At 69.1% G+C, this 25,092-nt stretch carries 27 protein-coding genes; 9 read left to right on the forward strand and 18 right to left on the reverse strand.

Annotation, left to right across the window (positions count from 1 at the left end; genetic code table 11):
• Nucleotides 1–33 precede the first annotated feature (33 nt).
• Nucleotides 34–1,950, reverse strand: a complete 1,917-nt coding sequence (ftsH, locus tag HV826_RS01120; protein ID WP_176415145.1) for an ATP-dependent zinc metalloprotease FtsH — start codon at nt 1,948–1,950, stop codon at nt 34–36.
• Nucleotides 1,951–2,130: 180 nt separating this feature from the next.
• Nucleotides 2,131–3,486, reverse strand: coding sequence for a tRNA lysidine(34) synthetase TilS (tilS, locus tag HV826_RS01125; RefSeq protein ID WP_176415146.1), 1,356 nt, complete (start codon nt 3,484–3,486; stop codon nt 2,131–2,133).
• Nucleotides 3,487–3,941: 455 nt separating this feature from the next.
• Here tilS and HV826_RS01130 point away from each other — a divergent pair, with 455 nt between their 5' ends.
• Complete coding sequence (locus HV826_RS01130) at nt 3,942–4,145, forward strand: TIGR04563 family protein (RefSeq protein WP_002638649.1); 204 nt, start codon at nt 3,942–3,944, stop codon at nt 4,143–4,145.
• A 6-nt stretch (nt 4,146–4,151) separates the two neighbouring features.
• Entirely contained in the window at nt 4,152–4,412 is a 261-nt protein-coding gene (locus tag HV826_RS01135; protein WP_011554363.1) for a TIGR04563 family protein, read from the forward strand.
• A gap of 36 nt (nt 4,413–4,448) precedes the next feature.
• On the opposite strand, the gene HV826_RS01140 is transcribed toward HV826_RS01135, so the two are convergent.
• Nucleotides 4,449–5,288: a 5'-nucleotidase C-terminal domain-containing protein gene (locus tag HV826_RS01140; protein WP_176415147.1), complete on the reverse strand. Its 840-nt coding sequence runs from the start codon at nt 5,286–5,288 to the stop codon at nt 4,449–4,451.
• Complete coding sequence (locus HV826_RS01145; RefSeq protein WP_176415148.1) at nt 5,288–8,053, reverse strand: TonB-dependent siderophore receptor; 2,766 nt, start codon at nt 8,051–8,053, stop codon at nt 5,288–5,290. The genes HV826_RS01140 and HV826_RS01145 overlap by 1 nt, the downstream gene beginning before the upstream one ends.
• A gap of 114 nt (nt 8,054–8,167) precedes the next feature.
• Here HV826_RS01145 and HV826_RS01150 point away from each other — a divergent pair, with 114 nt between their 5' ends.
• Nucleotides 8,168–9,709, forward strand: coding sequence for a ChaN family lipoprotein (locus HV826_RS01150; protein ID WP_176415149.1), 1,542 nt, complete (start codon nt 8,168–8,170; stop codon nt 9,707–9,709).
• 6 nt (nt 9,710–9,715) lie between these two features.
• Here the strand turns inward: HV826_RS01150 and HV826_RS01155 are convergent, their stop codons facing one another.
• From HV826_RS01155 to HV826_RS01170, 4 genes are all read right to left on the reverse strand, one after another.
• Nucleotides 9,716–10,651: a hypothetical protein gene (locus tag HV826_RS01155; protein WP_368670811.1), complete on the reverse strand. Its 936-nt coding sequence runs from the start codon at nt 10,649–10,651 to the stop codon at nt 9,716–9,718.
• Nucleotides 10,652–10,781: 130 nt separating this feature from the next.
• Nucleotides 10,782–11,183, reverse strand: coding sequence for a hypothetical protein (locus tag HV826_RS01160; RefSeq protein WP_176415151.1), 402 nt, complete (start codon nt 11,181–11,183; stop codon nt 10,782–10,784).
• 106 nt (nt 11,184–11,289) lie between these two features.
• Nucleotides 11,290–12,081, reverse strand: a complete 792-nt coding sequence (locus HV826_RS01165) for a class I SAM-dependent methyltransferase (RefSeq protein ID WP_176415152.1) — start codon at nt 12,079–12,081, stop codon at nt 11,290–11,292.
• Nucleotides 12,071–12,847: an SDR family NAD(P)-dependent oxidoreductase gene (locus HV826_RS01170; protein ID WP_163784482.1), complete on the reverse strand. Its 777-nt coding sequence runs from the start codon at nt 12,845–12,847 to the stop codon at nt 12,071–12,073. Before HV826_RS01170 ends, HV826_RS01165 begins: the two co-directional genes overlap by 11 nt.
• A gap of 241 nt (nt 12,848–13,088) precedes the next feature.
• On the opposite strand from HV826_RS01170, the gene HV826_RS01175 reads away from it, so the two are divergent.
• Nucleotides 13,089–14,258, forward strand: a complete 1,170-nt coding sequence (locus HV826_RS01175; protein ID WP_176415153.1) for a serine/threonine-protein kinase — start codon at nt 13,089–13,091, stop codon at nt 14,256–14,258.
• Between the two features lie 15 nt (nt 14,259–14,273).
• Here the strand turns inward: HV826_RS01175 and HV826_RS01180 are convergent, their stop codons facing one another.
• Nucleotides 14,274–14,612, reverse strand: a complete 339-nt coding sequence (locus tag HV826_RS01180; protein ID WP_176415154.1) for a helix-turn-helix domain-containing protein — start codon at nt 14,610–14,612, stop codon at nt 14,274–14,276.
• A 172-nt stretch (nt 14,613–14,784) separates the two neighbouring features.
• On the opposite strand from HV826_RS01180, the gene HV826_RS01185 reads away from it, so the two are divergent.
• The 4 genes from HV826_RS01185 (at nt 14,785) to HV826_RS01200 (ending at nt 18,564) form a co-directional block, all read left to right on the forward strand.
• A complete protein-coding gene (locus HV826_RS01185) occupies nt 14,785–16,620 on the forward strand; it encodes a serine/threonine-protein kinase (RefSeq protein WP_176415155.1) in 1,836 nt (611 codons plus the stop codon).
• Nucleotides 16,621–16,667: 47 nt separating this feature from the next.
• Entirely contained in the window at nt 16,668–17,570 is a 903-nt protein-coding gene (locus HV826_RS01190) for a DUF2381 family protein (RefSeq protein ID WP_368670812.1), read from the forward strand.
• A 172-nt stretch (nt 17,571–17,742) separates the two neighbouring features.
• On the forward strand, nt 17,743–18,180 hold the full coding sequence (locus tag HV826_RS01195) for a hypothetical protein (RefSeq protein ID WP_176415252.1): 438 nt from the start codon (nt 17,743–17,745) through the stop codon (nt 18,178–18,180).
• Between the two features lie 3 nt (nt 18,181–18,183).
• Nucleotides 18,184–18,564: a DUSAM domain-containing protein gene (locus HV826_RS01200; RefSeq protein WP_176415157.1), complete on the forward strand. Its 381-nt coding sequence runs from the start codon at nt 18,184–18,186 to the stop codon at nt 18,562–18,564.
• Between the two features lie 225 nt (nt 18,565–18,789).
• Here the strand turns inward: HV826_RS01200 and HV826_RS01205 are convergent, their stop codons facing one another.
• Entirely contained in the window at nt 18,790–19,122 is a 333-nt protein-coding gene (locus HV826_RS01205) for a hypothetical protein (RefSeq protein WP_176415158.1), read from the reverse strand.
• 233 nt (nt 19,123–19,355) lie between these two features.
• Complete coding sequence (locus tag HV826_RS01210; RefSeq protein WP_176415159.1) at nt 19,356–19,568, reverse strand: DUF2379 family protein; 213 nt, start codon at nt 19,566–19,568, stop codon at nt 19,356–19,358.
• A gap of 57 nt (nt 19,569–19,625) precedes the next feature.
• Between HV826_RS01210 and HV826_RS01215 the strand changes: the two genes are divergently transcribed.
• A complete protein-coding gene (locus tag HV826_RS01215; RefSeq protein ID WP_176415160.1) occupies nt 19,626–19,829 on the forward strand; it encodes a hypothetical protein in 204 nt (67 codons plus the stop codon).
• A gap of 194 nt (nt 19,830–20,023) precedes the next feature.
• Here the strand turns inward: HV826_RS01215 and HV826_RS01220 are convergent, their stop codons facing one another.
• The 7 genes from HV826_RS01220 to HV826_RS01245 form a co-directional block, all read right to left on the reverse strand.
• Nucleotides 20,024–20,401: a DUSAM domain-containing protein gene (locus HV826_RS01220; protein WP_176415161.1), complete on the reverse strand. Its 378-nt coding sequence runs from the start codon at nt 20,399–20,401 to the stop codon at nt 20,024–20,026.
• Nucleotides 20,402–20,410: 9 nt separating this feature from the next.
• Nucleotides 20,411–20,830, reverse strand: coding sequence for a hypothetical protein (locus tag HV826_RS38225; protein ID WP_255208185.1), 420 nt, complete (start codon nt 20,828–20,830; stop codon nt 20,411–20,413).
• 111 nt (nt 20,831–20,941) lie between these two features.
• Nucleotides 20,942–21,769 carry a 3-keto-5-aminohexanoate cleavage protein gene (locus tag HV826_RS01225; protein WP_176415162.1) on the reverse strand — a complete coding sequence of 276 codons (828 nt, stop codon included), beginning with the start codon at nt 21,767–21,769 and terminating at the stop codon, nt 20,942–20,944.
• A complete protein-coding gene (locus tag HV826_RS01230) occupies nt 21,766–22,128 on the reverse strand; it encodes a hotdog fold domain-containing protein (protein WP_176415253.1) in 363 nt (120 codons plus the stop codon). The genes HV826_RS01225 and HV826_RS01230 overlap by 4 nt, the downstream gene beginning before the upstream one ends.
• Before the next feature lie 32 nt (nt 22,129–22,160).
• On the reverse strand, nt 22,161–22,946 hold the full coding sequence (locus HV826_RS01235; protein WP_176415163.1) for an OAM dimerization domain-containing protein: 786 nt from the start codon (nt 22,944–22,946) through the stop codon (nt 22,161–22,163).
• Between the two features lie 4 nt (nt 22,947–22,950).
• Nucleotides 22,951–23,430 carry a hypothetical protein gene (locus HV826_RS01240; protein ID WP_176415164.1) on the reverse strand — a complete coding sequence of 160 codons (480 nt, stop codon included), beginning with the start codon at nt 23,428–23,430 and terminating at the stop codon, nt 22,951–22,953.
• On the reverse strand, nt 23,427–24,977 hold the full coding sequence (locus HV826_RS01245; RefSeq protein ID WP_176415165.1) for a lysine 5,6-aminomutase subunit alpha: 1,551 nt from the start codon (nt 24,975–24,977) through the stop codon (nt 23,427–23,429). Before HV826_RS01245 ends, HV826_RS01240 begins: the two co-directional genes overlap by 4 nt.
• Nucleotides 24,978–25,092 lie beyond the last annotated feature (115 nt).

A 25,092-nucleotide genomic window follows, 5' to 3' on the forward strand; every position in this document is an offset into this window, starting at 1 on the left:
CACTTCAGCTCAACCGCTGGAGGCGCGTGAGGCTCAGGCCTTCTTCGGCTCCATCGCGGGCAGTCCCTCGAGCGCGTCGAGGATCTTCCGCTTGTCCTTCTTCTCCGTCGCCTTCGGGGGCGCATTCACTCGCGGGGGCGGACGCTCACGGGTCAGCTGCCCACCCTGGAGGAGGATGTTGACGTCCTCGGCGTCCAGCGTCTCGTACTCCACCAGCGCGTCCGTCACGCGGCGCAGGGCCTCGATGTTCTCCGTCAGCAGCTGCTTGCCGCGCTCGTAGCAGCCCACGACGATGCTGCGGACCTCGGAGTCAATCTGCCGGGCGGTGTCCTCGGAGTAGTCCTTGGACGAGTTGAAGTCGCGGCCCAGGAACACCTCACCGTCGCTCTTGCCGAACGCCAGGGGGCCCAGCTTCTCGCTCATGCCCCAGCGGCACACCATGGCGCGGGCCGTCTCGGTGGCCCGCTCGATGTCGTTGGCGGCGCCGCTGCTCATCTCGTTGAACATGAGCTCTTCGGCGATGCGGCCGCCCATGGCCATGGAGATCTGATCCAGCATCTGCTTCTTGTAGCCGTTGACCTTGTCCTCGGTGGGCAGGCTCCAGGTGACGCCCAGGGCCTGACCGCGCGGGATGATGGTGACCTTGTGGAGCGGGTCGCAGCCCGGGAGGAGCTTGGCCAGCAGCGCGTGGCCCGCCTCGTGGGTGGCGGTGTTCCGCGTCTCCTTCTCGGTCATGATCATGGAGCGCCGCTCGGGGCCCATGAAGACCTTGTCCTTGGCGGCCTCGAAGTCGCTCAGGTCCACGCGCTCCTTGTTCTGCCGCGCGGCCATCAGCGCCGACTCGTTGACGAGGTTCTCCAGGTCCGCGCCCGTCATGCCAGGCGTCCCGCGGGCGATGACCTCCAGGTCCACTTCCGGCGCCAGCGGCACGCGGCGGGTGTGCACCTTCAGCACGCCCAGGCGGCCCTTCACGTCGGGGCGCGGCACCACGATGCGCCGGTCGAAGCGGCCGGGACGCTGGAGCGCCGGATCCAACACGTCCGGACGGTTGGTGGCGGCAATCAGGATGACGCCGTCGTTGGACTCGAAGCCGTCCATCTCCACCAGGAGCTGGTTGAGCGTCTGCTCGCGCTCGTCGTGTCCACCGCCCAGGCCCGCGCCACGGTGACGGCCCACGGCGTCGATTTCGTCGATGAAGATGATGCAGGGGGCGTTCTTCTTGCCCTGCTCGAAGAGGTCACGGACGCGGCTGGCGCCGACGCCCACGAACATCTCCACGAAGTCCGAGCCGGAGATGGAGAAGAACGGCACGCCGGCCTCGCCGGCCACCGCGCGGGCGAGCAGCGTCTTGCCCGTTCCCGGCGAGCCCATCATCAGCACGCCCTTGGGAATGCGGCCGCCCAGCTTGGTGAACTTCTTCGGATCCTTGAGGAAGGCGACAATCTCCTCGAGCTCTTCCTTGCACTCGTCCGCGCCGGCCACGTCCGCGAAGGTGACCTTGTTGTGGCTCTCGTTGAGGAGCTTGGCCTTCGACTTGCCGAACGTCATGGCCTTGCCGCTGCCACCCTGCAGCTGGCGCATGAAGAAGATGAAGAACAGGAACAGGAAGACGACCGGCATCCACTGACCGAGGATGGTCAGCCAGAGGCTGTTCTGCTCCTCCCGCTCGTACTTCACGTCCACGCCATTGCTACGGAGCTGGTTCAGCATCGCCGCATCCGGCGCCGGCCCCGTCGTACGGAACTTCTCCGACGTGTCGGTGAACTTGCCGGAATAGGTGTTGCCCTTGACGGCAACCTCCTGGACCTTCTTCTCCTCCACCTTCGTCAGCAACTGGGTGAAGGACGGTTCCTGGACCTGGTCGTTGCCCTGGGAGAAGAAATTGTAGAAGGCGACGAAGAGGACGATCAGGATGACCCAGAGCCCGATGGTCTTGTAAGTCGAACGCACGTGTCAGCTGCCCTTTCGGAACTCGGCGGGATGAGGGCCGCGCTGGGAAGAACCCCAGCTTTATCCATCACTTGGCCGACACCAGGCGAGCTACCCAGCGGCGGACCGTATCAGCAACAGCAAAAAGCCCTCAACTATTTAGGGGGCCGCGCCCATCCCCCGAACTGCGACTCTGCCACTCTATAACGCCGCGGTCCGCTGAATGCTCGAACCGGGGGGAGCCGCCCAGAGGTACTCCCTGGCGGCCGCACGCGGAACCGCGGGTGGCCAGAGGCCGGGGAGCCACAACACCTGCCCCTCGGCGTCCGCCACCACGGGCCGCGTGTCCCGCGCTTCCGCGGGCACCCGAAGATCCACCAACACATCCTGAAGCTTTCGTCGTCCCACGCCAGTGCGTACCCGGTCCCCGGGGCGGCGTGTCCGCACGGTCAGCGGCCAGCGCGTCCCGTCCCCGAGCGCCAGCCCGAGCACCCCCGTGGGTGGAGGTGCGGACTCGACGGAAAAATTCCAGCCCGTCCCCACGAGCGTGCCCCGCGCGCCCGCGTGCGCCAGCCGCAGCTCGGCCGGTGGAGGGGCCGGCACCTGCCGCACGCAGCGCACCCGTCCGCTGCTCGCGCGCAGCACGTGGCCCCGCCCCAACGTGGCCGAGCCGCCCTGGTCCACCGCGCGCTGCACGCGGGCCAGCGTGGCCTCATCCACCGCGGCCTCCGCGCCGGCCACCAGCCGGGCGAGCACCCGCCGGCGCAGCGCGGGCTCCAGCGCCCGCACGCCCACGACATCCAGGGCGCCATCCTCCAGGCTCAGCCGCGCGAAGGCCGCGTCCGCCATGGACGCCAGCAGCGACTCGTCCTCCGCGGCCACGCGCGCGAAGGCGGCCAGGTGCCCCTCCACCGCGAAGCCGGCGGCGCGCGACAGGGCGGGTAGCACGCCCAGGCGAACGCGCGTCCGGAAGTGGGCAGGGTCGGCGTTCATCGGGTCTGTCGTATAGGAGACACCCTGCTCCGCCAGGAAGGCCACCACGTCTTCGCGCGTGCGCGACAGCAGGGGCCGCACCAGTCCGGGGCGCGCTTCATGGATGCCCACCGCGCCGCGAAGCGCGGTGCCGCGCGCCAGGCGCATGAGCAGCGTCTCCGCCTGGTCGGAGGCGGTATGCGCGGTGGCCACGACGCCCAGGCCCCGCTCACGGCGGAGCGCCTCCAGCGCCGCATAGCGGGCCTCCCTCGCGCGCGCCTCGATGCCAGCCCCCGGCCGCAGCCGCAGCGCCTGGACATGGCAGGGCAGCCCCCGGGCGGCAGCCAGGACGGACACCCGGCGGGCTTCCTCCGCCGCTTCGGGACGCAGGCCATGGTCCAGCGAGGCCACCTCCACGCGCAGCCGGAGCGGCTCGGCGACGAGCGCGGTGCCCACCAGCAGCGCCGTGGAGTCCGCGCCGCCGGAGACAGCGAGCAGCACCGAACCTCCCTCCAGTCCCAGCCGGGTGTACGCCGCTCGAAGCGTCGTCGTCAGCAGCGGTGTGGCGGAATCGTGACGGGGCATCGGACCGCGGTGGAATGGAGTGTCGGGTGCGCGGGTTACAGGAACACGTGCGGTTGAAGGCAGGGGGGCAGATTCTTATGATCGTCACAACATCGAATCAGCGGAGAGGCGGTAGCGGAAATACACGCGGCCGCGCGCGCTGTTCTTGGAACGGTCGAATTTTGAGCTGTTGGACCTAGGGGTCCCCCCCCTCCCCCTCTGGGTCCACGGGTCCGCCCGGAGATTTTCTCCAGGCGGTCCCTCTTTCCGAAGCGCCCCGGACTTCCTCGTGGAGTCCGGGGCGTTTCCTTTTTCGCGCACGGTTGCACAGCTTACGTGCGACTGGACGAGCAAGGGGGCAGAGGGTGCGACCTCGGAATGAGTCCTTGGAAACCGTTGACCCTCTTGGGAGTCTGTCGGATAACGGCCCAGGTGTGTTCAGGTCGTCACCCCGAATCCGCCCCGGAGACCCAAGTATGGCAGGCACCGACAAGCGCAAGCAGTCGCTGTACTTCCCCGAGGAGATGCTGAAGGAGATCCAGGAAGAGGCGACCCGCCAGGACCGCTCCCTGTCCTGGGTCGTGCAGCAGGCGTGGAAGATCGCCCGCGAGCGCATCAAGTCGTTCCCCGCCGTGAATGACGTGACTGGCGACGAGCGCCAGGACCCTCGGGAGGAGTAACGACGGATGGCTACGACGGACCATCGTAAACAGAGTCTCTATTTCCCCGAGGACATGCTGGAGGAGATCCAGCGTGAGGCGACGCGGCAGGACCGCTCGCTGTCCTGGATTGTCCAGCAGGCGTGGAAGGTGGCACGCGGGGACATCCGGAAGATGCCGTCGGTCAACGACGTCCTCAGCCCGCCGCCTCGTCCCGCGGCCCCCGCGCCCGCCCCCGCTCAGCCGGTGACGGCCGTGGCGGTGGCGCCCTCCGAAGAGCCCAAGTAGTTCCGGAGGGCCGGCTCCACGCCCGGCTCCCCACCCTCACCTGCCCGCGGGCCTCGCGGGCAGGGCGCAATTCTGGAAGACGACTCGCGACGCCTCGCGCAGCGCCTGCACGGGCGTTGGGTGCCTGGTCTTCATGTACGCCGACGCGAGGTTGGCTTCCGTCCCGCGCAGCTTGCGCGCCTGCACCGGGTTGCGGTCCGGGTTCTGTCCCGCGTTGCCCAGCGCCGCGCCGTAGCCGTCTCCCCCATCCAGGAGGTACGCGTTCATGGCCACGCGGTAGCGGATGGACGCGTCCTCGCGCGCGGGCAGCGCCACGGGCACCCCACCCACCGTCAGCTCGCGCACGCGCGAGCCCTCCGGCTGGGCGCAGTCCACGCGCAGCGAGCTGCCCTCCGACACGTGGAGGAAGGCGCCGGAGGGCGAGGCGATGCTCTGCCCTTCCGTGTACAGCGAGCCCACGGACAGCTCCATCATGTCCACGAGCTCCTTCTCCGTGAGGTCCACCGTCACGACGAGGTTCTCGAAGAGGAGGAGCTCGTGCAGCACGCCGTCGGTGAGCGCGCCCTGGCGCAGCGAGGTCCGCGTGACGCACAGGCCCTCCTGGCGCAGCGAGCCGCCGTTGACGACGCCCAGCACCGCGGGGCGCGTGGAGTCATCCTCCGCGTGGAGGAGCGCATCCGCGACGAGCTGGCCCAGCGCATTGTTGTCGTGCCGGGTGTAGACCTTGTCGAGCAGCACCTCATGGGCCAGGTAGCCCACGACGGCGTCGGGGTCCTCCACCAGGGGCTGGCACGAGTCGTTGTAGGCGATGCAGCCGCCGTGGAAGGCGCCCAGGGCGAAGCCAAGCGCGGCGAAGAGGGAGCGGGAGCGCGGCATCAGTAGTGGGCCCTCACGGTGAGGAATCCGGACATGCCCTCGCGCGGCAGCAGCCCGGGGACACGGTCCGGACGGGGCACGTCGTCGCGAAGGTCATTGTCGAACAGGTTGTGCGCCACCAGCGCCACCTCGAAGTGCTCCAGGATGGGCTCGGTGCGCAGCTGCGCGGTGATGAGGCTGTAGGACGGAATCTTGTAGCGGCGGATGAGCTCCAGCACGGAGCGGCTGTTGTTGCGCCGCTCCGCGCCCGTGCGCACCACCACGTCGAAGTTCACATAGGCGCCAATGGGCATCGTCACCCCGGCGTTGAAGCGCGCCTGCGGCGTGTCGGTGAGCAGGCGGGACTGGGTGGGCAGCTCCAGGTCCTCCGCGCGGGAGATGCTGGCGTTGAGCCACGCATACGCGCGCTTGGAGGCCTCCAGCCGGGCCTCGCCCTCCACGCCGTACACCCGCACGCCCAGCTCGCGGTTGCGCAGCGGGACGATGTTGCCGGACGTGTCCACGGGGACGATGGGCGAGCCGAACAACGCCACGTACGCGTTGGCGCGCAGCCGCACCCGCGCGTCCCCCGCCGCCTGGACGAGGTCCGCGCCCAGCTCGAAGGTGTCCACCGTGGTGGGCTGGAGGCGCGGGTTGCCCTCGAAGCGGCCCTGGTTGTAGTTCGTGTCCGGGATGCGCTCGACCAGCTCCTGCAGCGTGGGGGCGCGGAAGGCACGCCCGTAGAGGGCCTTGAGCACCAGCGAGTCGGTGGCCGCGAACACCAGTCCCACGCGCGGATTGAGGGTGGGCACGAAGCGCGTTCCGTTGATGGCGCCGGACGCGTCCACCGTGGGCAGCTGGGTGGCGTCCATGCGCACGCCGAACGTGAGCGTGAGCGCGTTGACGACGGTCCACTGGTCCTGCGCGAACAGCCCCACGTTGAGGCGACGGGACGCGGCGCCGCTCGTCAGGTCCACCAGGCCCTCCGGCCGCGCCAGGCCCTCCGGCCGCACCTGCGCGTCCAGGGTGTAGTTCGTCACGTAGTCGTATTCGCCCAGCGACTGCTGCTCCACCACCGCGCCCAGGGAGAGGCGGTTGTAGGCGCCCAGGGCCACGTCCGCGTCCACGGAGCCGGTGAGCGAGCGCACGGAGACGCGCGTCTGCTCCTGCATCCCCGCTTCGAACAGGCGGCTGGTGCCCGTGCCGGTGCTGAAGTCGCGGGGGGTGATTTGAAAGAAGCGGTCGGTGGACTGCTGGTCATACGCGGCGCGCGCGCGGAGCGTCACGTCGGGTCCGAAGGCGCGCTCCCAGGTCAGGTCCGCGAGGAAGACGTTCCAGCCCAGCTTGGAGTCCTCGCCCACCGTGTCGAAGAGGCCCACCAGGGCGCTGCGGCGCTCCGTGAGGAAGCGCGCGGAGGCCCCCAGGCGGCCCGCGTCGCCCATGGCGTAGGTGGCGCCCGCGCCCGCGTTGAAGAGGAAGCGCTCGTCGCGGGTGCGCCCCGCGGGGTCCGTCACGTCACGCAGGCCCTGCGAGCGCGACTCGTCGTCCAGGCCGTCGTTCTCAATGACGGTGGAGTCACCGGCCTGGCTCCACAGGTCCACGTCCGCGAAGACGCGCAGGTTTCCGGCGGTGTGCCCCGCGGAGAGGTGACCGTTGCCCGTGACGGCGAGCCGGTCATCCTGGCCCGGGTAGCCGCCGACGGACACGGCCGTGCGGACGCCGTCCGACGTGTCCGTGACGATGTTGACCACGCCCAGGAAGGCACCGGCGCCATAGAGGGCGGAGCCAGGGCCGCGGATGACCTCCACCCGCTCCAGGTTCTCCACCGGCAGGTTCATCAGCGCCTTGCCGTCGAAGAAGCTGTTGAGGCGATGGCCGTTGAGGAGGAAGAGCACCTCCGCGTCGTTGCGCAGGCCGCGGATGGCGGTGCGGTGGAAGCCCTGCACGTCCCGGCTGACCGAAAGGCCGGGCACCACGTCCAGGACGTCGGCCACGGTGCGCGCGCCCAGGGAGCGCAGCTGCTGCTGACTGAACGAGGCGCCAATGGCGGGCACCGTCCGCACCGCCGCCTCGTGACGCGTGGCCAGGGCCAGCGTGTCCTCCGCGCTGTAGAGGGCCAGGTCCTCCTCCAGCTCGGAGCGGGTGGGCGCCGGCGCACGCGACGCGGGCGCGCCGCCTGGCGCCTCGGAGGTCCGGGACGACCGTGCCGACGACGAGGCCTCCGTGGGCGCATCCGCGGGCAGGTCCGCCGTGAGCGCGGCCATGGAGTCATCCTGCGGCGCCTGCGCGCGCGGACGCTCGGGCGGAGGCGTGCGCTCGGGCGGAGCGGCGCGCGGCGGCGTCCGGCCTGGCGGGGGGCGGCGCGTGGGAGGCGGCGTGGGCCGGACGATGGACGCACTGGCCGGCGTCTCGCCGCCCACGAGCACGCGCACGGGACGCGAGGCGGACTGGAAGAGCGGCACGCGCTGGCCATCCGCGGTGAGGCCCTCGACGTAGTACTCGATGCCGGGCGGGACGACGTGCTCCGCGGGAATCACGGCCCGGTACAGGTCGCCGTACTCCCGCTCCATGGGCCGTCGGGCGTAGGGCTCGCCTGGGCCTCGGTAGCGCACGTACAGCTCGAGGACGCGGCGGCCTTCCACCAACGTGCCGTCGAGCTGCAACGCGACGCGCGGCTCGGCGCGCTCCGGCGGGGAGTGCAGGAGACCTGGCTCCTCGGCGCGGCCGGGCACCGCCATGATGAGGACCAGGCTGAGGAGGGTCGCGCGAGCGTGTGCGGTCTTCAAGGCTGAGCGCCATGCTCCATTGGCCGTCCGTCCCAGTCAAGGAACGCACCCGACACCCGGGCGCGCCGTTTTTTTGCCGGGCCCGCGGTGGCGTGCGAGGGATTGCGGCACTCCATGCGCGATTCGCTCGCCTTGCACCTCGCCCTGTTCCGACGCCAGCGCGCGCAGATTGCCCGAGTGGTTGACGGACAGACGGCCACATTCCGAACCTACGAAGCCCGCTTCCGGCGGCGCACCTCCGGCTACCGGAGCGTCACGACGCTGCCCGCCGTGTACCAACAGGTACAGGCGGCGGACGTCGTCTACGTGGGCGACTACCACACGCTCCCGCTCGCGCAGGAGACGTACCTCGCACTGGTGGAGCGGGCGCGGGCCTCGGGCCGCCGCGTCATCATGGCGCTGGAGTCCGTGGAGGGCCGTCACCAGGCCACCGTGGATGCCTGGCGCGCTGGCCGCGTCACGGAGCGCTCCCTGCTGGCGAAGCTGGGACACGGCGCGGGGGTGTGGTCCAACACGCGCGCCCTGCTCTCCTTCGCGCGCAAGCAGAAGCTGGAGGTGGTGGGCATCGACCGCCGGGCGCACGGTGAGCGCTCGCTGGAGCTTCGGGACGCCTACGCCGCCGAACGCATCGCCCGCGCCGCCCGCGCGCCGGACCGGCCGCTGGTCATGGTGCTGGTGGGCCAGTACCACGTGGCGCCCTGCCACCTGCCCGCGCAGGTGGAGCGCACGCTCGGCGCGGAGACGCGCAAGGGGCTGGTCGTGTACCAGAACGCGGAGGGCGTCTGGTGGCGGCTGGCACGCGAGGGCCGCGTGGGCGCCGCGGAGGCGGTGGAGCTGGCGGACGGCAGCCTGTGCCTGATGAACGCCTCGCCCGTGGTGTGCCAGCAGAGCTTCCTGGACTACCTGGAGGCGGAGGCCGGAGATGCCCCGCTGCTGGATCGCGGCGCCGCGGAGCGCTTCCGAGAGATGGCCGCGCTCATCGGCCGGCTCGCCGGCGTGCCCGTGGGCCGCTCCCTGGACACGGTGGACGTGGCCACCGCCGCGGACGGCGACGTCCTGGCGCGAATCCAGCGGCGCGGACGCTTCACCCAGGCCGAGCTGACCCAGCTTCGCCGCCACATCCTCTCCCGCGAGAGCAGCTACATCCCCCGCGCGAGGGTGGCCTACCTGGCGTCGCTGTCGCTGAACCACGCGGCGGAGGAAGCGGCGCACTTCGTCCGGCACTGCGCCGTGGGTGACGCCATGGACGCGCCGCGCGGCGCTTCAGAGGCCTTCTACGCGCGCTGCCTGGAAGAGGCGCTGGGCTTCTTCGGCTCGAAGCTGGTGAACCCCCGGCGCGCCTGCCTGGGCGTGGCCGAGTGGGCGAAGCGCTTCGGCGAGAGCCGCGGCGTGGAGCGGCAGATCGCCGCCTTCGTGCTGACCCACAAGGCCACGGAGGCGGAGGCGCCGGAAGAAGCCGTGAAGCTCCTCCCGCTGCGCAAGGACCGGCTGTTCCACGGCGTCAGCCACGCCCTCGGCTATCTGCTCGGAGACCGGCTGTACCAGGCCTTCGACAGTGGCCAGGTGGCCAAGGCGGAGGTGCAGGCCCTGTTCCGCGACCCCTTCGCGGACCCACGGGCGGCCTACTTCGCCTGGGCCGAACGCCTGGGCGGCTGAACCCGGCTACAGGTCGACCTGTCCCGCGGGAGCCGGTGGCGCGGCCTCCTCCTCCATGTCGAGCGGGCCGAACGTCCCATCCGGCTTCAGCATCCGCTGCCGCTCCGGCGCCTCGCTCAGCACCCGGATGGCCCCGTCCGGGGTCAGGAAGTAGGCGATGCGCGACGCGGCGTGGATGACCGTGAGCGCGCCCAGCTCCGGGTAGAGCATCAGCGTCGCCAGCTCCGTCTCCAATGGCCCCCCGAAGAGGACGTGGGAGTGCGCCGAGCCCTGGTACAGCTCGCCGTCCGGCCCCGGCTCCAGGCTGATGGCGAAGACGCTCTTGTGCAGCCGCACCGCCTCCCGCTGGGTGCGCCCGTCGGGGCCGTAGCGGAAACGGAGGTCACCGCCCAGGTAGAAGCGCATGGGGTCCCGCGTGCCCTGGAGGACATAGACGGTGAGGTCTCCATCCTCCTCCAAGAAGACCACCGGGTTGATGCTCCCTCGCGCGAAGGCCTCCACCGTGGCCAGCATCGACGTCTTCACCGCTCGGGCGACGGGGCTGAAGTCCCCGGGCAGCGCGTTGAGTGGCAGCGGGGCCATCTGCTCCACGTCATCACGCGGCGCCTTGAAGGCATAGGCGGGGGTGAAGGTGCCCGCGTCGTCCAGGGTGCCGAAGAGGGAGTACCAGCCGTCTTCGCGAGGCACCGTGAAGAACCACTCCATGCGCGAGCGGTCCAGCGCGTCCTGGATGAGGAGCCGGTCCGTGGCGAAGATGGCGGCGCGCTCCGCATCGAAGAGGTACTTCGCCCGCGTCTGCACCCGGCGCAGCTCCGCGTCATCCGGAACGGCCACCGTGGACTCCGGGCCCTCGGGCTTCACGCGGCCCGAGCGCGCGCCGCAACCAAAGAAGAGAACGGCGACGGCCAGCAAGGGGAACACGCGCATGAGGACCTCGTCCACGAAGGCAGGTCCTCGCATTGTGCGCCAGCCACCCACGAGGCGTCACGCCGCGCGCGCCAGCACGGTGTCCGCCACCGCCGGAGGGTTGGCGGCACGTCAGCCGCCCCCCTCCCGAGCGTGCGGCACGGGACTACGGCTTCTGCGGCGCGTTCGCCTGCATGGCCGACTTCACCTTCTCGCGGAAGGCGCGCATCTTCGACCGCATCTCGTCCTTCTGCGCGTCGGAGAGCTTGCCGCCCGAGGCTTCACGCTGGGCCTTCATCTCCTCGCGCAGCTGGCGGCCCTCGGCCTTGAACTGGTCGGCCTGGGCCTGGGAGAGCCTCCCTTCGGCCACGGCCTTGTCCATCCGGTGCGCCATGCGGGCCATCTTGTTCCCATGCTTCTTGCCCTTGTGCCGGTGGTGCCCCCCGTGCCCCTTGCCGTCCGCGGCGGGCGGAGGGGCGGACTCGGGCGCGGCCGTCTGGGCCAGCACGGGCGCGGAGAGGAACAGCGAGGCGACAGCAACGGAACGCAGGGCGGTCATGAGCTTCATCGGGGTTTGCTCCTCAGGGTGACTGAGGCTTCGGGTGCCGGCCTTCCCGTCGCCTCATGCCCTGAAAAACCCCGCGCGGCGCGAAAGGTTAAATCCGTTGCACGCCCTACCGCGCCGGGAGCTTCATCGCGCGGGTGGCGATGAAGCCGTTGTAGTACCGCGACAGGGCATCTTCCGGACCGAACGAGTCCTCGAAGAGACCGATGATGGCGAGCCCCGCGTCCGCCTGCCCGCCCAGCTGGTCCTCCAGGGAGTGCCCCACGCAGAGCGGCTCGGTCACATCCGTGAAGCGGCGGCGCTCCTCGTCGGACAGGCTGGTGAAGTCCGAATAGGGCATCCGGTACTTCAACGTGAAGATGCCCTGCTTCTCCAATGCCAGGTCGAAGAGGTAGTTCACGGGGTTGGTGAAGCCGGTCAGCAGCACGCCGCCGGGCCGCAGCACGCGCGCCGCCTCACGCCACACGGGACGCACCGCGTCCACGAAGCAGTTGGAGCACGGGTGGAAGATGAGGTCGAAGCTCGCGTCCTCGAAGGCGGAGAGGTCGCGCATGTCGCCCTCCACCAGCCGGAGCTCCAGGCCCTCGCGCTCCGCCACCAGGCGGTCCTGGCCGAGCTGCGCGGGTGAGTTGTCCAGCACCGACACCCGGGCACCCGCCGCCGCGAACACCGGCGCCTGCTGCCCACCGGAGGCCGCGAGACACAGGAGGTCCTTGCCCTGGAGGTCACCGAACCACTCGCGCGGCACGGGCTTCGTGGGCGTGAGGACGACGCTCCAGTCGCCCCTGCGCGCGGCGGCGATGACCTCCGGGCTCACGGGGAGCGTCCACTTGTTGCCCGTGGCCACCTGGTGATTCCACGCCTCTCGGTTGTACGTCCTCACGTCCAGCTCAGTCGTCATGCAACACCCTTCCTTCCATTCCGCCGGCGACCGTGACGACTTCACCCGTCACGTGTCCGGAGATTCGGTCCGACGCGAGCGACACCACCGCCCGCGCCACGTCCACGGGCTCGGCCACCTTGCGCAGCGGCATCGTCCGCGTGACGCGCTCGAGGAAGCCCGGCTGGGCCAGCTTGTCGCGGCTGCGGTCCACCGCCGTCCACCCCGGGCACACGACGTTGACGCGGCCCAGGGGCGCGATGCGGCCCAGCTCGTTCTTGAGGCTCTTGAGGAAGCCGCTCGCCAGCGCGCCCTTGGCGGCGGCGTAGTCCGCGTGTCCTGCTTCACCGAACAGCCCCGCGGTGGAGCTGATGATGACGATGTTGCCCGTCTTCGTGGTGGCCACGTGCCGGAGGAAGGCGCGGCAGCACAGGAAGACGCTGTCCAGGTTCTCCGCCAACGTGCGACGCCAGCGCGTCAGGGACATCTCCCAGACGGGCTCATCCGGGGCGGGCCATACGCCCGCGTTGCACACCAGCACGTCCAGCCGCCCCAACGCCGCCACCGCCGCGGGAACCAGCGCGTCCACGTCGGCTTCCACCGTCAGGTCCGCGCGCAGCGCGGCGCCGCCGACGTCGCGGGCCAGCGCCTGGGCCTTCTCGGTACTGGAGTGGTAGTGCACCGCCACCTTCGCGCCTTCCTCCGCGAAGGTATGGACCAGGGCGGTGCCGATTCCTCCTGCGCCGCCCGTGACCAGGACGCCTCTGCCCTGCAGCTCCGTGTCCATCCGGGTGTTCTCCTCGGTCGTGCGTTCACGGGGCCGCTTCGGCGGAGTCCCGGGCACACCGGTGACGTCCGGCGGCTCACGACGAGAGAGGGCCCCGGCGCCTGACAAGAGCCCGTCCGTTGACATGAAGGCCAGCGGAAAAAGCCGGCCGGGCGCCCCTCACGAGGGCCGGCTTCCTCCCTATGTCGGATTCGTGATTATCTATCACTAACCCTTCAAGGTTCATATCAAGGAGTCGCGCTTGGCTTCTCAGACCGTCACGACCACCACCCGGGACAAAGCCGCCATCTTCACGTTCGAGCGGCGGCACGTCCTCTTCTCGGTGGAGGACACGCGCTACGAGTTCGTCCGCACGCTGGAGCGCCGAGCCAATGGCGAGGAGCTGCTCCTGGCCGACCGCTACCAGCCGCACGGGCTCGCGGGCCCCGTCGCCATCAAGCGCGTGCGCAGCCCCGCGACCTCCGCGCGTCGGCACCGGCTGGTGGAGGAGGTGCAACTGGCCTACCGCATCCACCACCCCAACATCGCCCAGGTGCACTACTTCAAGATTCACCGGGGCAAGCCGTACATCATCATGGAGCATGTGGACGGGCCGTCGCTGGAGACGGTGCTGAACCTCATCGCCATGCGAGGAAGGGCCGTGTCCCTGGCCTTCGCGCTCCATGTCGCCGCGGAGCTGGCGGATGCCTTGCACCATGCGCACTCGCTCCTGGACGAGCAGGGCCGGTCCCTGGGGCTGATTCATCGCGACGTCAGTCCACGAAACGTGCGGGTGGCGCGCACAGGCGAGGTGAAGCTGACGCACTTTGGCGTCGCCTATTCGCATCTGGTCGGCCGGGAGGAGACGGCGGGGGCGCTGCTCAAGGGCGACGTGGCGTATGCGTCTCCGGAGTACCTCGCGGGCACGGCGCTGACCGCCGCCTCGGACCTCTTCTCGCTGGGGCTGGTGCTGCTGGAGCTGGCCACGGGGCGGCACCTGTTCGCGGCGGCGGCCGAGGCGCTGGGGCCACCTCGCGCGAAGTCACGTGAGCTGCGCCTGGAGGAGCCCCCTTCCCTTCCGCTCACGCAGATGCTGATGCTGCTGGAGGACCATGGCCCCGATGACGTGGAGCGCGCCGCCGCGAGCCTTCCGCCCGAGGTGCGCGCCGTGCTTCACGGGATGCTGCACAAGGAGGCGCCGAAGCGCTTCGGCTCGGCGGAAGCGCTGTGCGTGGCGCTCAGGGAGTGCCTCATCCAGGAGGTCCGCCGCACCGGTCGCCCCTTCGGCCGGGCCGACCTGGCCGAGGAGCTGACGCGACTCATCAGCGACGCCAGCGCGGTCCGCGACGAGGTCGAGCTGCTCGACGAAAGCCTGTTCCCAGCGGGCCTCGAGGCCCACGAGCTCCGGGGAAGGGGCCCCAGGGGCACCTGACGAAGGACCCTGGCGCTAACGGGACAGGGCGCTCGCCATCACGACGAGCGCCTTGAGCTGCTCTTCGTCCAGCATCTCCGCGAGCGTCATCAACCGCCGCTGCAGCGCGGACGGCTGCTTCGCGCCCTCGCGGCCCTCCCTGGCGAGACCCAGGAGCGCATCCGTGGAGGTGCGCAGCACCCTGGCCACCCTCCGGAGCGTGGACACCCGCGGCAACATCTTCCCCCGCTCCATCCGGCTGTAGACCATGGGGTGCATGTCCAACAGCGCCGCCACTTCCACCTGCGTCAATCCCAGCCGCCCGCGCGCCTCGCGCACGGCCTTTCCAAACGTCGCTCCCAGTTCTTCGTCCATGGCTCGTCCGGGAGCCTAGCCCATTGCGCCATAAACCCCATAGGCTCATGCCCGGGAAAGCACTTTCATCTTCCCTGGCGGTAGCGAGAACGGCATCCTCCCGGTGGGGTCCTGCTGGCGCCCGGTGACACTTCAGGTTGGACCCGCCGGGCAGGAGCTCCAGGGAGACGGCATGGCGGAAGCGCAGAGGCGAGACGATTCGCCGGGGGCGGGCATCGCGGGCTTCACCCTGGGCGAGTGGCTGGGCAGCGGCGCATGCGGCAACGTCTACCTCGCGCGGCGCGACGGCGAGGAGGTCGCGCTCAAGCTCCAGGACCTCCACGAGATGGCGGGGTGGTCGACGCGCGAGAGCGCCATCCTCATGCGGCTGCGCCACCCCAACGTGGTGGCCTTTCGCGCCTGCGGACATGTCCCAGGCGGGGAGCCGCGGAGGTTCTACCTGGCCATGGAGTGCGTGCGCGGAAGGACCCTGCACCGGTGGGTGGAGGAAGAGAACCCCAGCGCGCGCCAGGTGGCACGGCTGCTGCGCGGCATGGCCCGGGGCCTGGCGGCCACGCACAAGGCGGAGGTCGTGCATCGCGATATCAAGGAGTCCAACGTCATGGTGCGGGACGCGGACGGCGAGCCCGTCCTGGTGGACTTCGGCGTGGGTGACTTCGCCGGAGCGCCCCGCCTCACCCAGGGCGTCCTTCCGCCTGGCACCCTGCGCTATCGAAGCCCGGAGGCGCTGGCGTTCCGCAGGGCCCACTGCGCGGACACGAGCGCGCGATACCGGTGCGGACCCACGGATGACCTCTACGCGCTCGGCGTCGTCCTCTACTGGATGCTCACCGGCCGTCCTCCGTTCCTGGAGGTGGTGACCCCCACGGAGATCGAGGCCGTCATCTCCGAGGCGCCTCGCCCTCCCCTCGCCATGAACCCGCGCGTGCCCCCGGCGCTGAGCGAGCTGTGCCTGCGGCTCCTGGCCAAGGACCCCGAGGCCCGAGGGAGCGCGGCGGCACTGAGCGAGGAGGTGGAGCAGGTGCTCGCCGCCGTCGACGCGACGTGGGACGTCCCCTTGTGCGAGTGGCGGCGGGATGCGGAGACCCCCGAACCTGAATCCTGGTCCCAACTCGACAATGACGCCGCGCTGGAGCTGTGGGCCGAGGCAGGTGACGCCCGCTGGGCCTCCCCCAGGCGCGGGCCCCGACCGGACAAGGCACCGCTGGCGCGGCGTGCGCCCCAGGCCGTGGCGGCGCCCGTGCATCGGCGCGCGGCGCGCTGGGCCGTGCTGCTCGCGGGGCTGGCGTGCGTGGTGGGGACGTGGCTCTGGGTGGCGCCCCCCACGCATGGCGGCGTGGGCAACCCCATCCGGGAAGTGGCTTTGCCCGGTGGCCGGCCGGAAAGTGGGCGGGCCGCGTCCCTGCCCAGTCCCGGGCCCACCCTCGCGGCCGTCACCGCCGAGGTGGCGCACCCGAAGAAGGAAGAGCTCCCCGTGAAGCAGATGCCCGACAGCGTGACGACTCCCCAGCAGCCCGCCGCCAGCACGCGGGCCCTCAAGGCAGCAGCCCGGACCCTGGTGGCCGTCGCCGCCTGCTCGGGCCTGGGCTGCCCCAGCGGCCCACAGGTGCGGCCCCCGCCTCCGGGAGAGCCCTGCCCACCCGGCGCGCTGGCGGCCATGAAGCGGGCTGGCATTGACATCGGGGACGCCACCAGCCTCGCCTTCTTCGACGAAAAGGACTTCGGAGACCCCGTCCCCGTCCGCGAGGGCCGTGTCCAGGTTGAACTTGGGCTTCGGTTTGGAACCCTGACCTCAGGCAAGGCCGTGGGCGAACTCATCTTCGCCGACCGCGTCTATGGCCGCTTCACCGAGGCCTACACGCGTGGGGGTGACTTCATCCCCGTGTGCCTGGAGATGGTCGAGCAGCGCGGCGTGCGCGGCCTCCGACGGAAGGGGCGCGACCCAGGTCCGGGCGCCGCCACGGTCAGCAACAGCGCCCTGCTCTACGTCGTGAATCGCTTCGAATAATGCCCTCCGCCACCGGCGCGTTCCGCCCGCCAGGGAAGTGATTGTTCGTGTCAACGCCACTGCCCATCCTTCTTGCCCTTGCAGTCCTGCTGGCGGCGGCGCCCACGCGCGCCCAGCCCGCCTCCTGCCGAGACCCGGCGGAGCGACCCATTGAACTGGGCGCGGAGCGGTGCGGCCGGCCCCCCGAAATCCGGGTCGGAGAGGAGGTCGCCACGGTGCTGCGCTTCGACACGCCCCTGGCGCGCGCGGAGTCGTCCGGACCGGGCCGCTACCGGAAGATGGTGGATGGCGAGCTCCTCATCCTGGTGCCCGAGGAGCCGGTGGCCGACGAGTCCCGCACCACGCTGACCGTCTCCTTCGCGGACGGCGCGGTCCCCACCCAGGCCACGCTCCAACTCGTCGTGACGACGCCCGCGCGGGCCGAACGGCAGGTCGAGCTCTTCCGGCGAGCGCGCACGGCCGTGTCTCTCCAGCGGGAGCTACGGGAGACCCACCGGGCGCTTCAAGAGCTGCGAGAGGAGAATGCGCGGCTGAAGGCGGCGCAGGCGCGCCCTGACGGGCTGACAGGGCTGTGGGTGAGTGGTGACATGGACCGCACCGGCATCGCCGCAAGAGAGTTTTTGGACCTCCGGAAGCACGCCAGAAACAGCCTGGCGATCCGGTCCGGGCTGATCTTCCGGGCCAAGAGCACTCTGGTGGTGGTGGACCTGAAGAACCCGCTGGGCGCGAAGCCCTGGCAGGCCACCGGCGCGGCCCTGGTGGGGCCGGATGGCGCGGAGTTGAAGGTCGCGCGGGTGTGGGCACCCACCGCCATCAACCCCGGCGAGGAGATGAGCGTCCTGGTGGAGACCGAGCCCGTGGAAGGCGCGCCGCGAGGCCCCTTCACCCTGACGCTGTGGGCGGAGGGCGGCAAGCGCCCCATCATCCTCGGCAACATCGAACTCCCGTGAGCTGGCGAGAGGACAGGCGCCTCACTCCGCCGCCGACATCGGCAACCCGCTCAATCGCAGCGCGGGTATCCACGGAACCGGGGCAGGCCCAACCGAGGGGTCTGGCAACCCCATGGACTACTCATCCAGGGTGATAGACGCATGGGACCGATCCACTACCATTCCGCTTATCATGATAAAGCGGAACAACAAGGCCAACCTGTTGTGGCTCTGGGTCGTCCTGTCGTTGGGTTGCTCCAGCAGCGCCACCGGCACCGCCAGCCGCCGCGACGCCTATGCGCTAGCAACCTGTACCGACACCGTCACGTGCTGCATCCAGCGCAACCCCACCATGCCCGAAGCGTGCGGCCTCACCGCGAGCGAAGCCGCCGCGCACATGGCAGGCGTCAAGACGGCCATGGAGGAGATAGCCAAGGAGGAAGACGCGCCCGCCGAATGGGACGACGCGCACAACGCGAGCCTGCCGGAGTGGAAGCGGCGTTGCATCCGCTCCTATGGCGATTGCCAGGAATTTGCCTGGACTGGCTCGTGCCACGACTGCCTTCGCCTCTGCGAGGGACAGCAGGAATGGCCAGAGGACAAGTGCTCTCCCAGCAGGAAGAAGAGGTGACCCATGTCCGAGAAGATTGATTGGGACCCCATCCGCGCATTGGCACGCAGGGTCATCCGAGAAGGGGCTCCGCTCGTCCTAGACGATGATGTGCGTGCACTCCTCCGGCGCACGGCGCGAGAAGTGGGCATTGGCGATGCCAACGCCGAGCAGGCACTCTCAACGGACGAAGGGGCGTTGGAACTCCTCCGTGAGAGTTCGCGGCGCATCACGGACGGGTCCAACAGGCTGATGGACGCGCTGCACAGAATGTATCGCCACCAGAAGGCTGGCGACTTCGACAGCGCCCGCCAGGAAATGCGGGATGTGCTCTCCGTCGAAGTGGTTCCGCACTACCGCGAGGTCGCGGAAGGCCAGCTCGAAGACCTCGAAGATGAGCCCTGAAAGTAACCGTTCACCGGTTGGTGCCTGCCTGAAGGGACATCGGGGCAGCGGACGGTGGGCGGGACGGCGCTCGACGGTGTTGGCCGCGGCGCGACACACCGCCACTCGTAGCGGAACTCGTCCCCCGGCACGCCGCGCCCGCTGAAGAAGCCAATGGGCCGCCGCTGCATGATGCCGCCGAGGAGCCTTCCTCCCCGAACCCCCTCCGAACCAACTACGCAGAATTCAGGACTTCCCCCTGAGGTACTCACACAGCACCCGAATCACGTCGTCCTCGCGAACAAATCTTCGCCCCGAAAACTTCAGCGGTGAATCAATGAACGACACTACATATACGTCGCCCTCATGCCAGGCCACGCCCACGCCTCCCTTCGCGTGTGCCCGAGAGAGAACCAGCGACGCATGCGACACCACCGGATGCACGTCGGCGAACGCCGGGTCATGCTTGATCATGTCGACCAGTCGCCTCATTGCCGCCAGCGCCGGATGAAGCACGCGATATCGCTCTAGGCGCCCGAAAGCACTGTCGACATTGTCCCATTCGTCAGCTGCCGCCATGGCTCAATTGCCTCCTCAAGCGCGTCACCGGTGAGCCGCTCTCCATTGCGGAAAAGTCAGTGGTCACTCCCCATTTTTTGTTCCTAGAATTTTATGCAATTCCAACGTGATTATATCCTCGATACCGTGCTGCAGACCTGCAAGATCAAGCTTGATGCGTCCACCATTCTCGATGAACGCACTCCCCTGAACGACAACGGGGGCACGACGTCAGTCACGCCTCGGCTGTCGAGCTATGGCTCGTCATCCAGGGACTCCTCACATGCAGACAGACTGTCCCGATAGAGCAGCACCACTTCGACGGCCAATGCGTCATGGATCAACTGGCGAGCGCCATCGACGTAGCCCACCTCTCTGCGGCGCACTGCTGCGCTCATGGTGCGTGAAAGGCTGTGTTGCCACGCACGTTTGTTGATGTCCGGGTGAGCCGGCTGGTTGATGTCCATCAGGGCGGATGCTCCGTCGTCCGTCACGCTTGTTGATGGACATCACTGGAGGTGCGCATGAGGGGTTCGCGATGGTTGATGGGAAAGGGGCGCTCGAGTCAGCGGGAGGCCATGCTCGGCGTGCCAGTCCTTGGGCTCCAGGCCATGGCGTGCCTGCGCGAGGGCTTCGCCGTCGCACTCGAAGTCACCGGCGTCTGGGATGACCGTCGCTACCTCGACATGTCCCTGTTGAATTCGACCCCTGACACCGCCGCTGCATGATGCCACCAAGGAGCTTCCCTCCCCCGAATCCCCTCCGGACCAACTACACAGGATTCGGGACTTGACCGTTCGCGCGCCTGCTCCGGCGTCGTCGGCTCGCGACCATGCGCACGCACGCGCTGTCAAAGCACGCCAACTCTGGTTGCAGCCCGATTGCCCGGATGCGCCTGGCGATGTCACGCACCAGTGGTCATTCACTGCTCGCCGTCCAGCGCCTCGAGGTACACATGCACGATGTCCTGGTAGTGCAGCACGACCTCAACAGCCAGCACGTCATTCAGCAGTTGGCGAGCGCCATCCAAGTCCCCAGCATCCCGGCGTCGGTCTACTTCCACCAATGTGCGAGAAAGGCGCCGCGACCCGGCGGTGATTCGGGATGCAATCTCCTTGACGAGGACAGCGGCGCTTTCGTCATTCTGAAGCGCACGCGCTGTCTCGCCGGGCGGAATCCCCACGTCGTGCGCCGTGGATTGGACAAGGGCGCGCGTTTCGGCAGTGAGGAAGGGTTGCACCGGGTCCGTGATGCGGCGGCTCAGGTCTTTGACCGCGTCCCAATCGCGTTGGCTGGGCATGTAGCTCTCCTAACGGGGGTGACAGTCCCCGAAGGGCCACTCTCGTTGCCCCTCGCAGTAGCGAAAGCAGGCGTAGCAGTCCCCAATCCATCGGGGCTTCTTCTGGTCTCGACACCGGACATACTGCTCAGTGCAGTGCTCCCGCCATTCGTCGTCGGCGGCGGCGTCAGTTTTTTCGCTCGCACTCTCGTTCACGAACTTGACCGCGGCGTCCATGGTCGCGAGGTGAGCGGCGGCCTCGCCCGCTGTGAGGCCGCACGCTTCGGGCATTCCAACGTTGCGCTGGACGCAACACGACACCGTGTCGGTGCATGCCGCCAGGGCATAGGCATCGCGGCGGCTGGCAGTTCCGGTGGCGCTGCTGGTGCAGCCCAGCGACACGAGGGCCAGGAGACACAACAAGCCAAGTCCAGAACTCTGGATTTTCATTTAAAGAACAATTTACCTGATCTTTTCGGAACGAAAGCCACCCTCGTACCTCGAGGACGACCGTCGCCCGGCAAGACTCGGGCGGCGGCCGTCACGAAGATGTTCGGGGTGCTACGACAACCGCAACAGCTTGCGAGCCTGCTCCGGCGTCGCCGGCTCGCGGCCATGCGCACGCGCGCGCTTCGCCGCCTCGGCGACGAGCTCCCAGTTGCCCTTCGCGAGCACGCCCTTGGACAGGTAGATGTTGTCCTCCAGGCCCACGCGCGCGTTGCCGCCCCGCTTCGCCGCCTCGTCCACGTAGGCCAGCTGGTGCCGGCCCACGCCCGCCACCGTCCAGGTGGAGCCTTCAGGCAGCGAGGCAATCATGAAGTCCAGCACCTCCGGCCGCGGCTGCAACGTGCCCGGCACCCCGAGCACGAAGTCGAAGTGCGCCGGCAGGTCCACCAGCCCCTCCTTCGCCAGGTAGCGGGCCTCGTCAATCATGCCCACGTCGAAGCACTCCAGCTCCGGCCGCAGGCCAATCGCCCGGATGCGCCTGGCGATGTCGCGCACCAACGGCCGGGGATTCCAGAAGACCTCCTCGCCGAAGTTCACCGTGCCCGTCGTCAAGGTGGCCATGTCCGGCCGGTCCTCGCCGGTGAGCGTCAGAGGCCCACAGCGCTGGTCCACCGTCATGCCCACCGCGCCGCCCGTGGACGTCTGGATGAGCACGTCCGTGCGCTTGCGGATGGCGCGGATGGCCGCCCGGAACAGCTCCGCGTCCTGGGACGGCTTGCCGTCCGGCGTGCGCACGTGAATGTGCACCATCGCCGCGCCGGCCTCGCGGCAGCGCGCGGCGTCCTCGGCGATCTCCTCCGCGGTGATGGGCAGGTGCGGCGTCTGCTCGCGCGTCGTCTCCGCGCCCACCAGGGCCGCGGTGATGACCATGGGCGTGCTCATTTCGCGCCTCGCTGCTTCTCCTTGGGCACCACACACGTCCCCGAGGCCCGGCACACCACCACCGGCTCCGCCAACACGTCCGCCGCCGAGTCATTCACGTCCGGCCGCGGCCTGATGACCTTGCGCGCCTCGAAGCGCATCTTCCGCGACGTGTTGCCCGCGCTGACGATTTCGCCCTCCGCCTCGATGAAGTCCCCCGCGTACACCGGGGCCAGGAACTCCACGGCGTCATAGGCGCGAAACAGGCCCTCGTCCCCGTCGCTGCGGATGCACAGCTCCGTGGCCACGTCGCCGAAGAGGCCCAGCATGCGCGCGCCGTCCACCAGGTTGCCGCCGTAGTGCGCGTCGTGGCTGCTCATGCGCAGCCGGATGACCGCCTTCGTTCCCACGCTCACTGGGGCTCCCCCTTGGAGTGCGCGTCCTGCGGCTCCTTGCCTTCCTTCTTCAGGAGCGCGTGGACGATGTAGTTGGCCACGTCGGACGGCTTGGTGCCGGGCCCGAAGCCGGCGTCGAAGCCCAGCTCCAGCGCCAGCTTGTGGTCCACGCGGGGCCCACCCAGCAGCAGCTGGACCTTCCCGTGGATGCCGGCGGCCTTCGCGGCGTCAATGAAGTGCCGCGAGTTGTCCTTGTGCACGTCGCGCTGGGTGACGACCTGGCTGACCAGGATGGCGTCCGCGTTGCGCGCCAGGGCCTTCTTGATGAGGTCCTCGTTCGGGACCTGGCTGCCCAGGTTGAAGGCCTCGAACCCGGGGTAGCGCTCCAGGCCGTAGTCGCCCGCGTAGCCCTTCATGTTGAGGATGGCGTCAATGCCCACCGTGTGCGTGTCCGTGCCCGTGCACGCGCCGAACACCACGATGCGCCGCTTCACCTTCTCCTTGATGAAGGCGTTGAGGTCGTCGAAGGACATCTTCTTCACGACGACTTCGGGCACGTCGATTTCGGCGTAGTCCAGCGCGACGGCCGACCGGGCGTAGACGATGAAGAAGGTGTAGGCGTCCGCGGCGCGCTCGGCGGCGGCCACCTTCACGTCGGTGAAGCCCATCTTCTTCGTGAAGACGGCGGCGGCCTCCTTGGCCTTCTCGGACAGCGGCACCGGCAGGGTGAACGACAGCTGCACCACGCCGTCGTCCCGCCGGTCGCCGTAGGGACGGATGATCTGCTTGCTCGGCTTCACCATCGGCTCACTTCCCCCCGGCCCGCTGAATCTTGACGCTGGAGCCCACCTTCTGGGCCAGCGGCGCGAACCGCTCCTTCTTCGTCTGCTCCAGGTAGAAGACGACGGACCACGTCGTCTTTCCGTCACAGCCCACATACGTCACGGAGTCCACCGCGCCGCTGCCATCCGGCGCCACGTCCGTCTCCTGACGCTTCGCCGCCGGCTGGGCGCCCACCTTCAGACGCTCCCAGCCCTTGCCGCCAATGGACGCGACAATCTTGTCCACGCACGTCTGGGCCTTCATGCCCGCCGTCTGCACGGCGCCCACGTCCACCAGGAAGTAGGCGTCCCCGCTGGGCGCCTGGAACTTGTACGTCCCCGCGTCCTCGGAGCGGTTCCACGAGGCGGGAACCTGCAGGGACACGTTCTTCACCTGGACCTGCGCCAGCGCGTCCGCGGAGCCGCCCGCGGTGAGAACCATGGCTAGGACTGAACCGAGCATCACTGCGCCTCCAGGAGTTCCAGGAACGGATTGAAATAGTCCGGCGCCTTCTCCAGCACGCCGTCGAGGCCCTTGCCGCCGGTCTCCTCGCGCTTCACGTCACCGAAGTGGCCCCGTCCGATGGCGGTCACCATGCCCTCGTCGCGGCACTCCTGGAGCAGCTGCTCCGCCCGGGCGAACACCTCGCGGGCCCGGTTGGCGATCTTCCCGTCCTCCCGGACGGTGAACTCCTCGTCGATGCCCCGCGCCGCGCGGTGGATGTAGGCTGCGGACTTGAGCGCCACGTAGCGGTCCGCCAGGAGCGGCGTGTGCATGGCCTCCGTCATCATGCCCAGCAGCTGGATGCCCTGCCGCGTCCACATGGCCACCAGGTTCGACATCACGTCGTACGCGTGGCTGAAGAAGATGTCCGTCTCCTTGTGTTTGGTGGGCGGCATGTACTTCAGCGGCGCGTCCGGGAAGCAGCGGCGCACCAGCATGGCCTGGGACAGCTCCAGCAGCAGCGTGTCCTCGCGGTACGGGTCGATTTCGTAGGCGTGGCCAATGCCCAACTGCCAGTCCTTGAGGCCCGCGCGCTTGGCGAAGCACTCGTTGATGAACTGGCTGGCGATGACGGTGTGGGCCGCGTCGTACGCGTCCGCGGTGGTGATGTAGTTGTCCTCGCCGGTGTTGATGATGATGCCGGCCAGGGCGCAGATGCGGCGGCTGAAGTACTGGTCGATGAACGTGCGCCGCATGTTGATGTCACGGAAGAGGATTCCGTACATCGCGTCGTTGAGCAGCATGTCCAGCTTCTCGTAGGCCGCGCAGAAGGCGATCTCCGACATGCAGAGGCCGGACGAGTAGTTGGTGAGCTGGATGTAGCGCTTGAGCTTGCGGCTCTCGTCGTCCAGGGCCTCGCGCATGATGCGGAAGTTCTCCTGGGTGGCGTAGGTGCCGCCGTAGCCCTCCGTCGTCGCGCCGTGGGGCACGTAGTCCAGCAGCGACTGCGCCGTGGACCGGATGACGGCGATGACGTCCGCGCCCGCCTGGGCCGCCGCGCGCGCCTGGTCCACGTCGTCGTAGATGTTGCCCGTGGCCACGATGACGTACTTGTGCGGCGTGGGGGGCATGGGGAACTCCTTCTGGAGTTCTTCCCGCTGGGCGATGCGCGCCTTCAAGTCGTCGAGCGCGGCGCGGGCCTCCGCGCGCACCTCCTCGCGGAGGTTGTGCTCCTGCTCGGGCGACAACGGGGCCAGCTTCTCCGTGGGGAGCGCCGTCAGCCGCTCCACGGCCTCCAGCGGGCTCTTCGCGCCCAACTGCAGCGCGCGGCCATACCAGTAGGCGGCCCCCTTGTTGAGGACCCCGGCGGCCTTCAGCTTGTCCACCATCAGGTTGGCGAGCGGCACGCCCCGCGCGCCAGCTCCAGAGAGGCCGAAGAAGCGCAACACGGTGCGCTCGGTCGATACAGTGGTGTTACGGCGGATGAGGTCGAAGATCGGGTTGACGATTTCGTCCGCCAGCTTGCGCGCATTTGCGATCCGCGCGTCTTCAATGAACGGGCCTGGCATGGACGCACCTTACCCGCCCGAACGAGCGCCGGTAGCGCCGATGCACACCTGTCCGACATTGCCGCACCGCATTATCGGTTCTGGACTCACTGCACCGAACCGCCGGTGATTTCGC

The organism is Myxococcus sp. AM010, from assembly GCF_013372585.1.
Lineage (GTDB): Bacteria > Myxococcota > Myxococcia > Myxococcales > Myxococcaceae > Myxococcus > Myxococcus vastator.

Bases quoted from the DNA above. Each gene is read 5' to 3' on its own strand.
- HV826_RS01235 (WP_176415163.1), bottom strand. From the start codon at position 22,946: ATGGTGAAGCCGAGCAAGCAGATCATCCGTCCCTACGGCGACCGGCGG.
- HV826_RS01150 (WP_176415149.1), top strand. From the start codon at position 8,168: ATGCGCGATTCGCTCGCCTTGCACCTCGCCCTGTTCCGACGCCAGCGC.
- HV826_RS01210 (WP_176415159.1), bottom strand. From the start codon at position 19,568: ATGGACATCAACCAGCCGGCTCACCCGGACATCAACAAACGTGCGTGG.
- HV826_RS01245 (WP_176415165.1), bottom strand. From the start codon at position 24,977: ATGCCAGGCCCGTTCATTGAAGACGCGCGGATCGCAAATGCGCGCAAG.
- HV826_RS01225 (WP_176415162.1), bottom strand. From the start codon at position 21,769: ATGAGCACGCCCATGGTCATCACCGCGGCCCTGGTGGGCGCGGAGACG.
- HV826_RS01165 (WP_176415152.1), bottom strand. From the start codon at position 12,081: ATGACGACTGAGCTGGACGTGAGGACGTACAACCGAGAGGCGTGGAAT.
- HV826_RS01180 (WP_176415154.1), bottom strand. From the start codon at position 14,612: ATGGACGAAGAACTGGGAGCGACGTTTGGAAAGGCCGTGCGCGAGGCG.
- HV826_RS01220 (WP_176415161.1), bottom strand. From the start codon at position 20,401: ATGCCCAGCCAACGCGATTGGGACGCGGTCAAAGACCTGAGCCGCCGC.
- HV826_RS01215 (WP_176415160.1), top strand. From the start codon at position 19,626: ATGAGGGGTTCGCGATGGTTGATGGGAAAGGGGCGCTCGAGTCAGCGG.
- HV826_RS01160 (WP_176415151.1), bottom strand. From the start codon at position 11,183: ATGAAGCTCATGACCGCCCTGCGTTCCGTTGCTGTCGCCTCGCTGTTC.
- HV826_RS01135 (WP_011554363.1), top strand. From the start codon at position 4,152: ATGGCTACGACGGACCATCGTAAACAGAGTCTCTATTTCCCCGAGGAC.
- HV826_RS01170 (WP_163784482.1), bottom strand. From the start codon at position 12,847: ATGGACACGGAGCTGCAGGGCAGAGGCGTCCTGGTCACGGGCGGCGCA.
- HV826_RS01230 (WP_176415253.1), bottom strand. From the start codon at position 22,128: ATGAGCAGCCACGACGCGCACTACGGCGGCAACCTGGTGGACGGCGCG.
- HV826_RS01195 (WP_176415252.1), top strand. From the start codon at position 17,743: ATGATAAAGCGGAACAACAAGGCCAACCTGTTGTGGCTCTGGGTCGTC.
- HV826_RS01205 (WP_176415158.1), bottom strand. From the start codon at position 19,122: ATGGCGGCAGCTGACGAATGGGACAATGTCGACAGTGCTTTCGGGCGC.
- HV826_RS01140 (WP_176415147.1), bottom strand. From the start codon at position 5,288: ATGCCGCGCTCCCGCTCCCTCTTCGCCGCGCTTGGCTTCGCCCTGGGC.
- HV826_RS01200 (WP_176415157.1), top strand. From the start codon at position 18,184: ATGTCCGAGAAGATTGATTGGGACCCCATCCGCGCATTGGCACGCAGG.
- HV826_RS01130 (WP_002638649.1), top strand. From the start codon at position 3,942: ATGGCAGGCACCGACAAGCGCAAGCAGTCGCTGTACTTCCCCGAGGAG.
- tilS (WP_176415146.1), bottom strand. From the start codon at position 3,486: ATGCCCCGTCACGATTCCGCCACACCGCTGCTGACGACGACGCTTCGA.
- HV826_RS38225 (WP_255208185.1), bottom strand. From the start codon at position 20,830: ATGAAAATCCAGAGTTCTGGACTTGGCTTGTTGTGTCTCCTGGCCCTC.
- HV826_RS01185 (WP_176415155.1), top strand. From the start codon at position 14,785: ATGGCGGAAGCGCAGAGGCGAGACGATTCGCCGGGGGCGGGCATCGCG.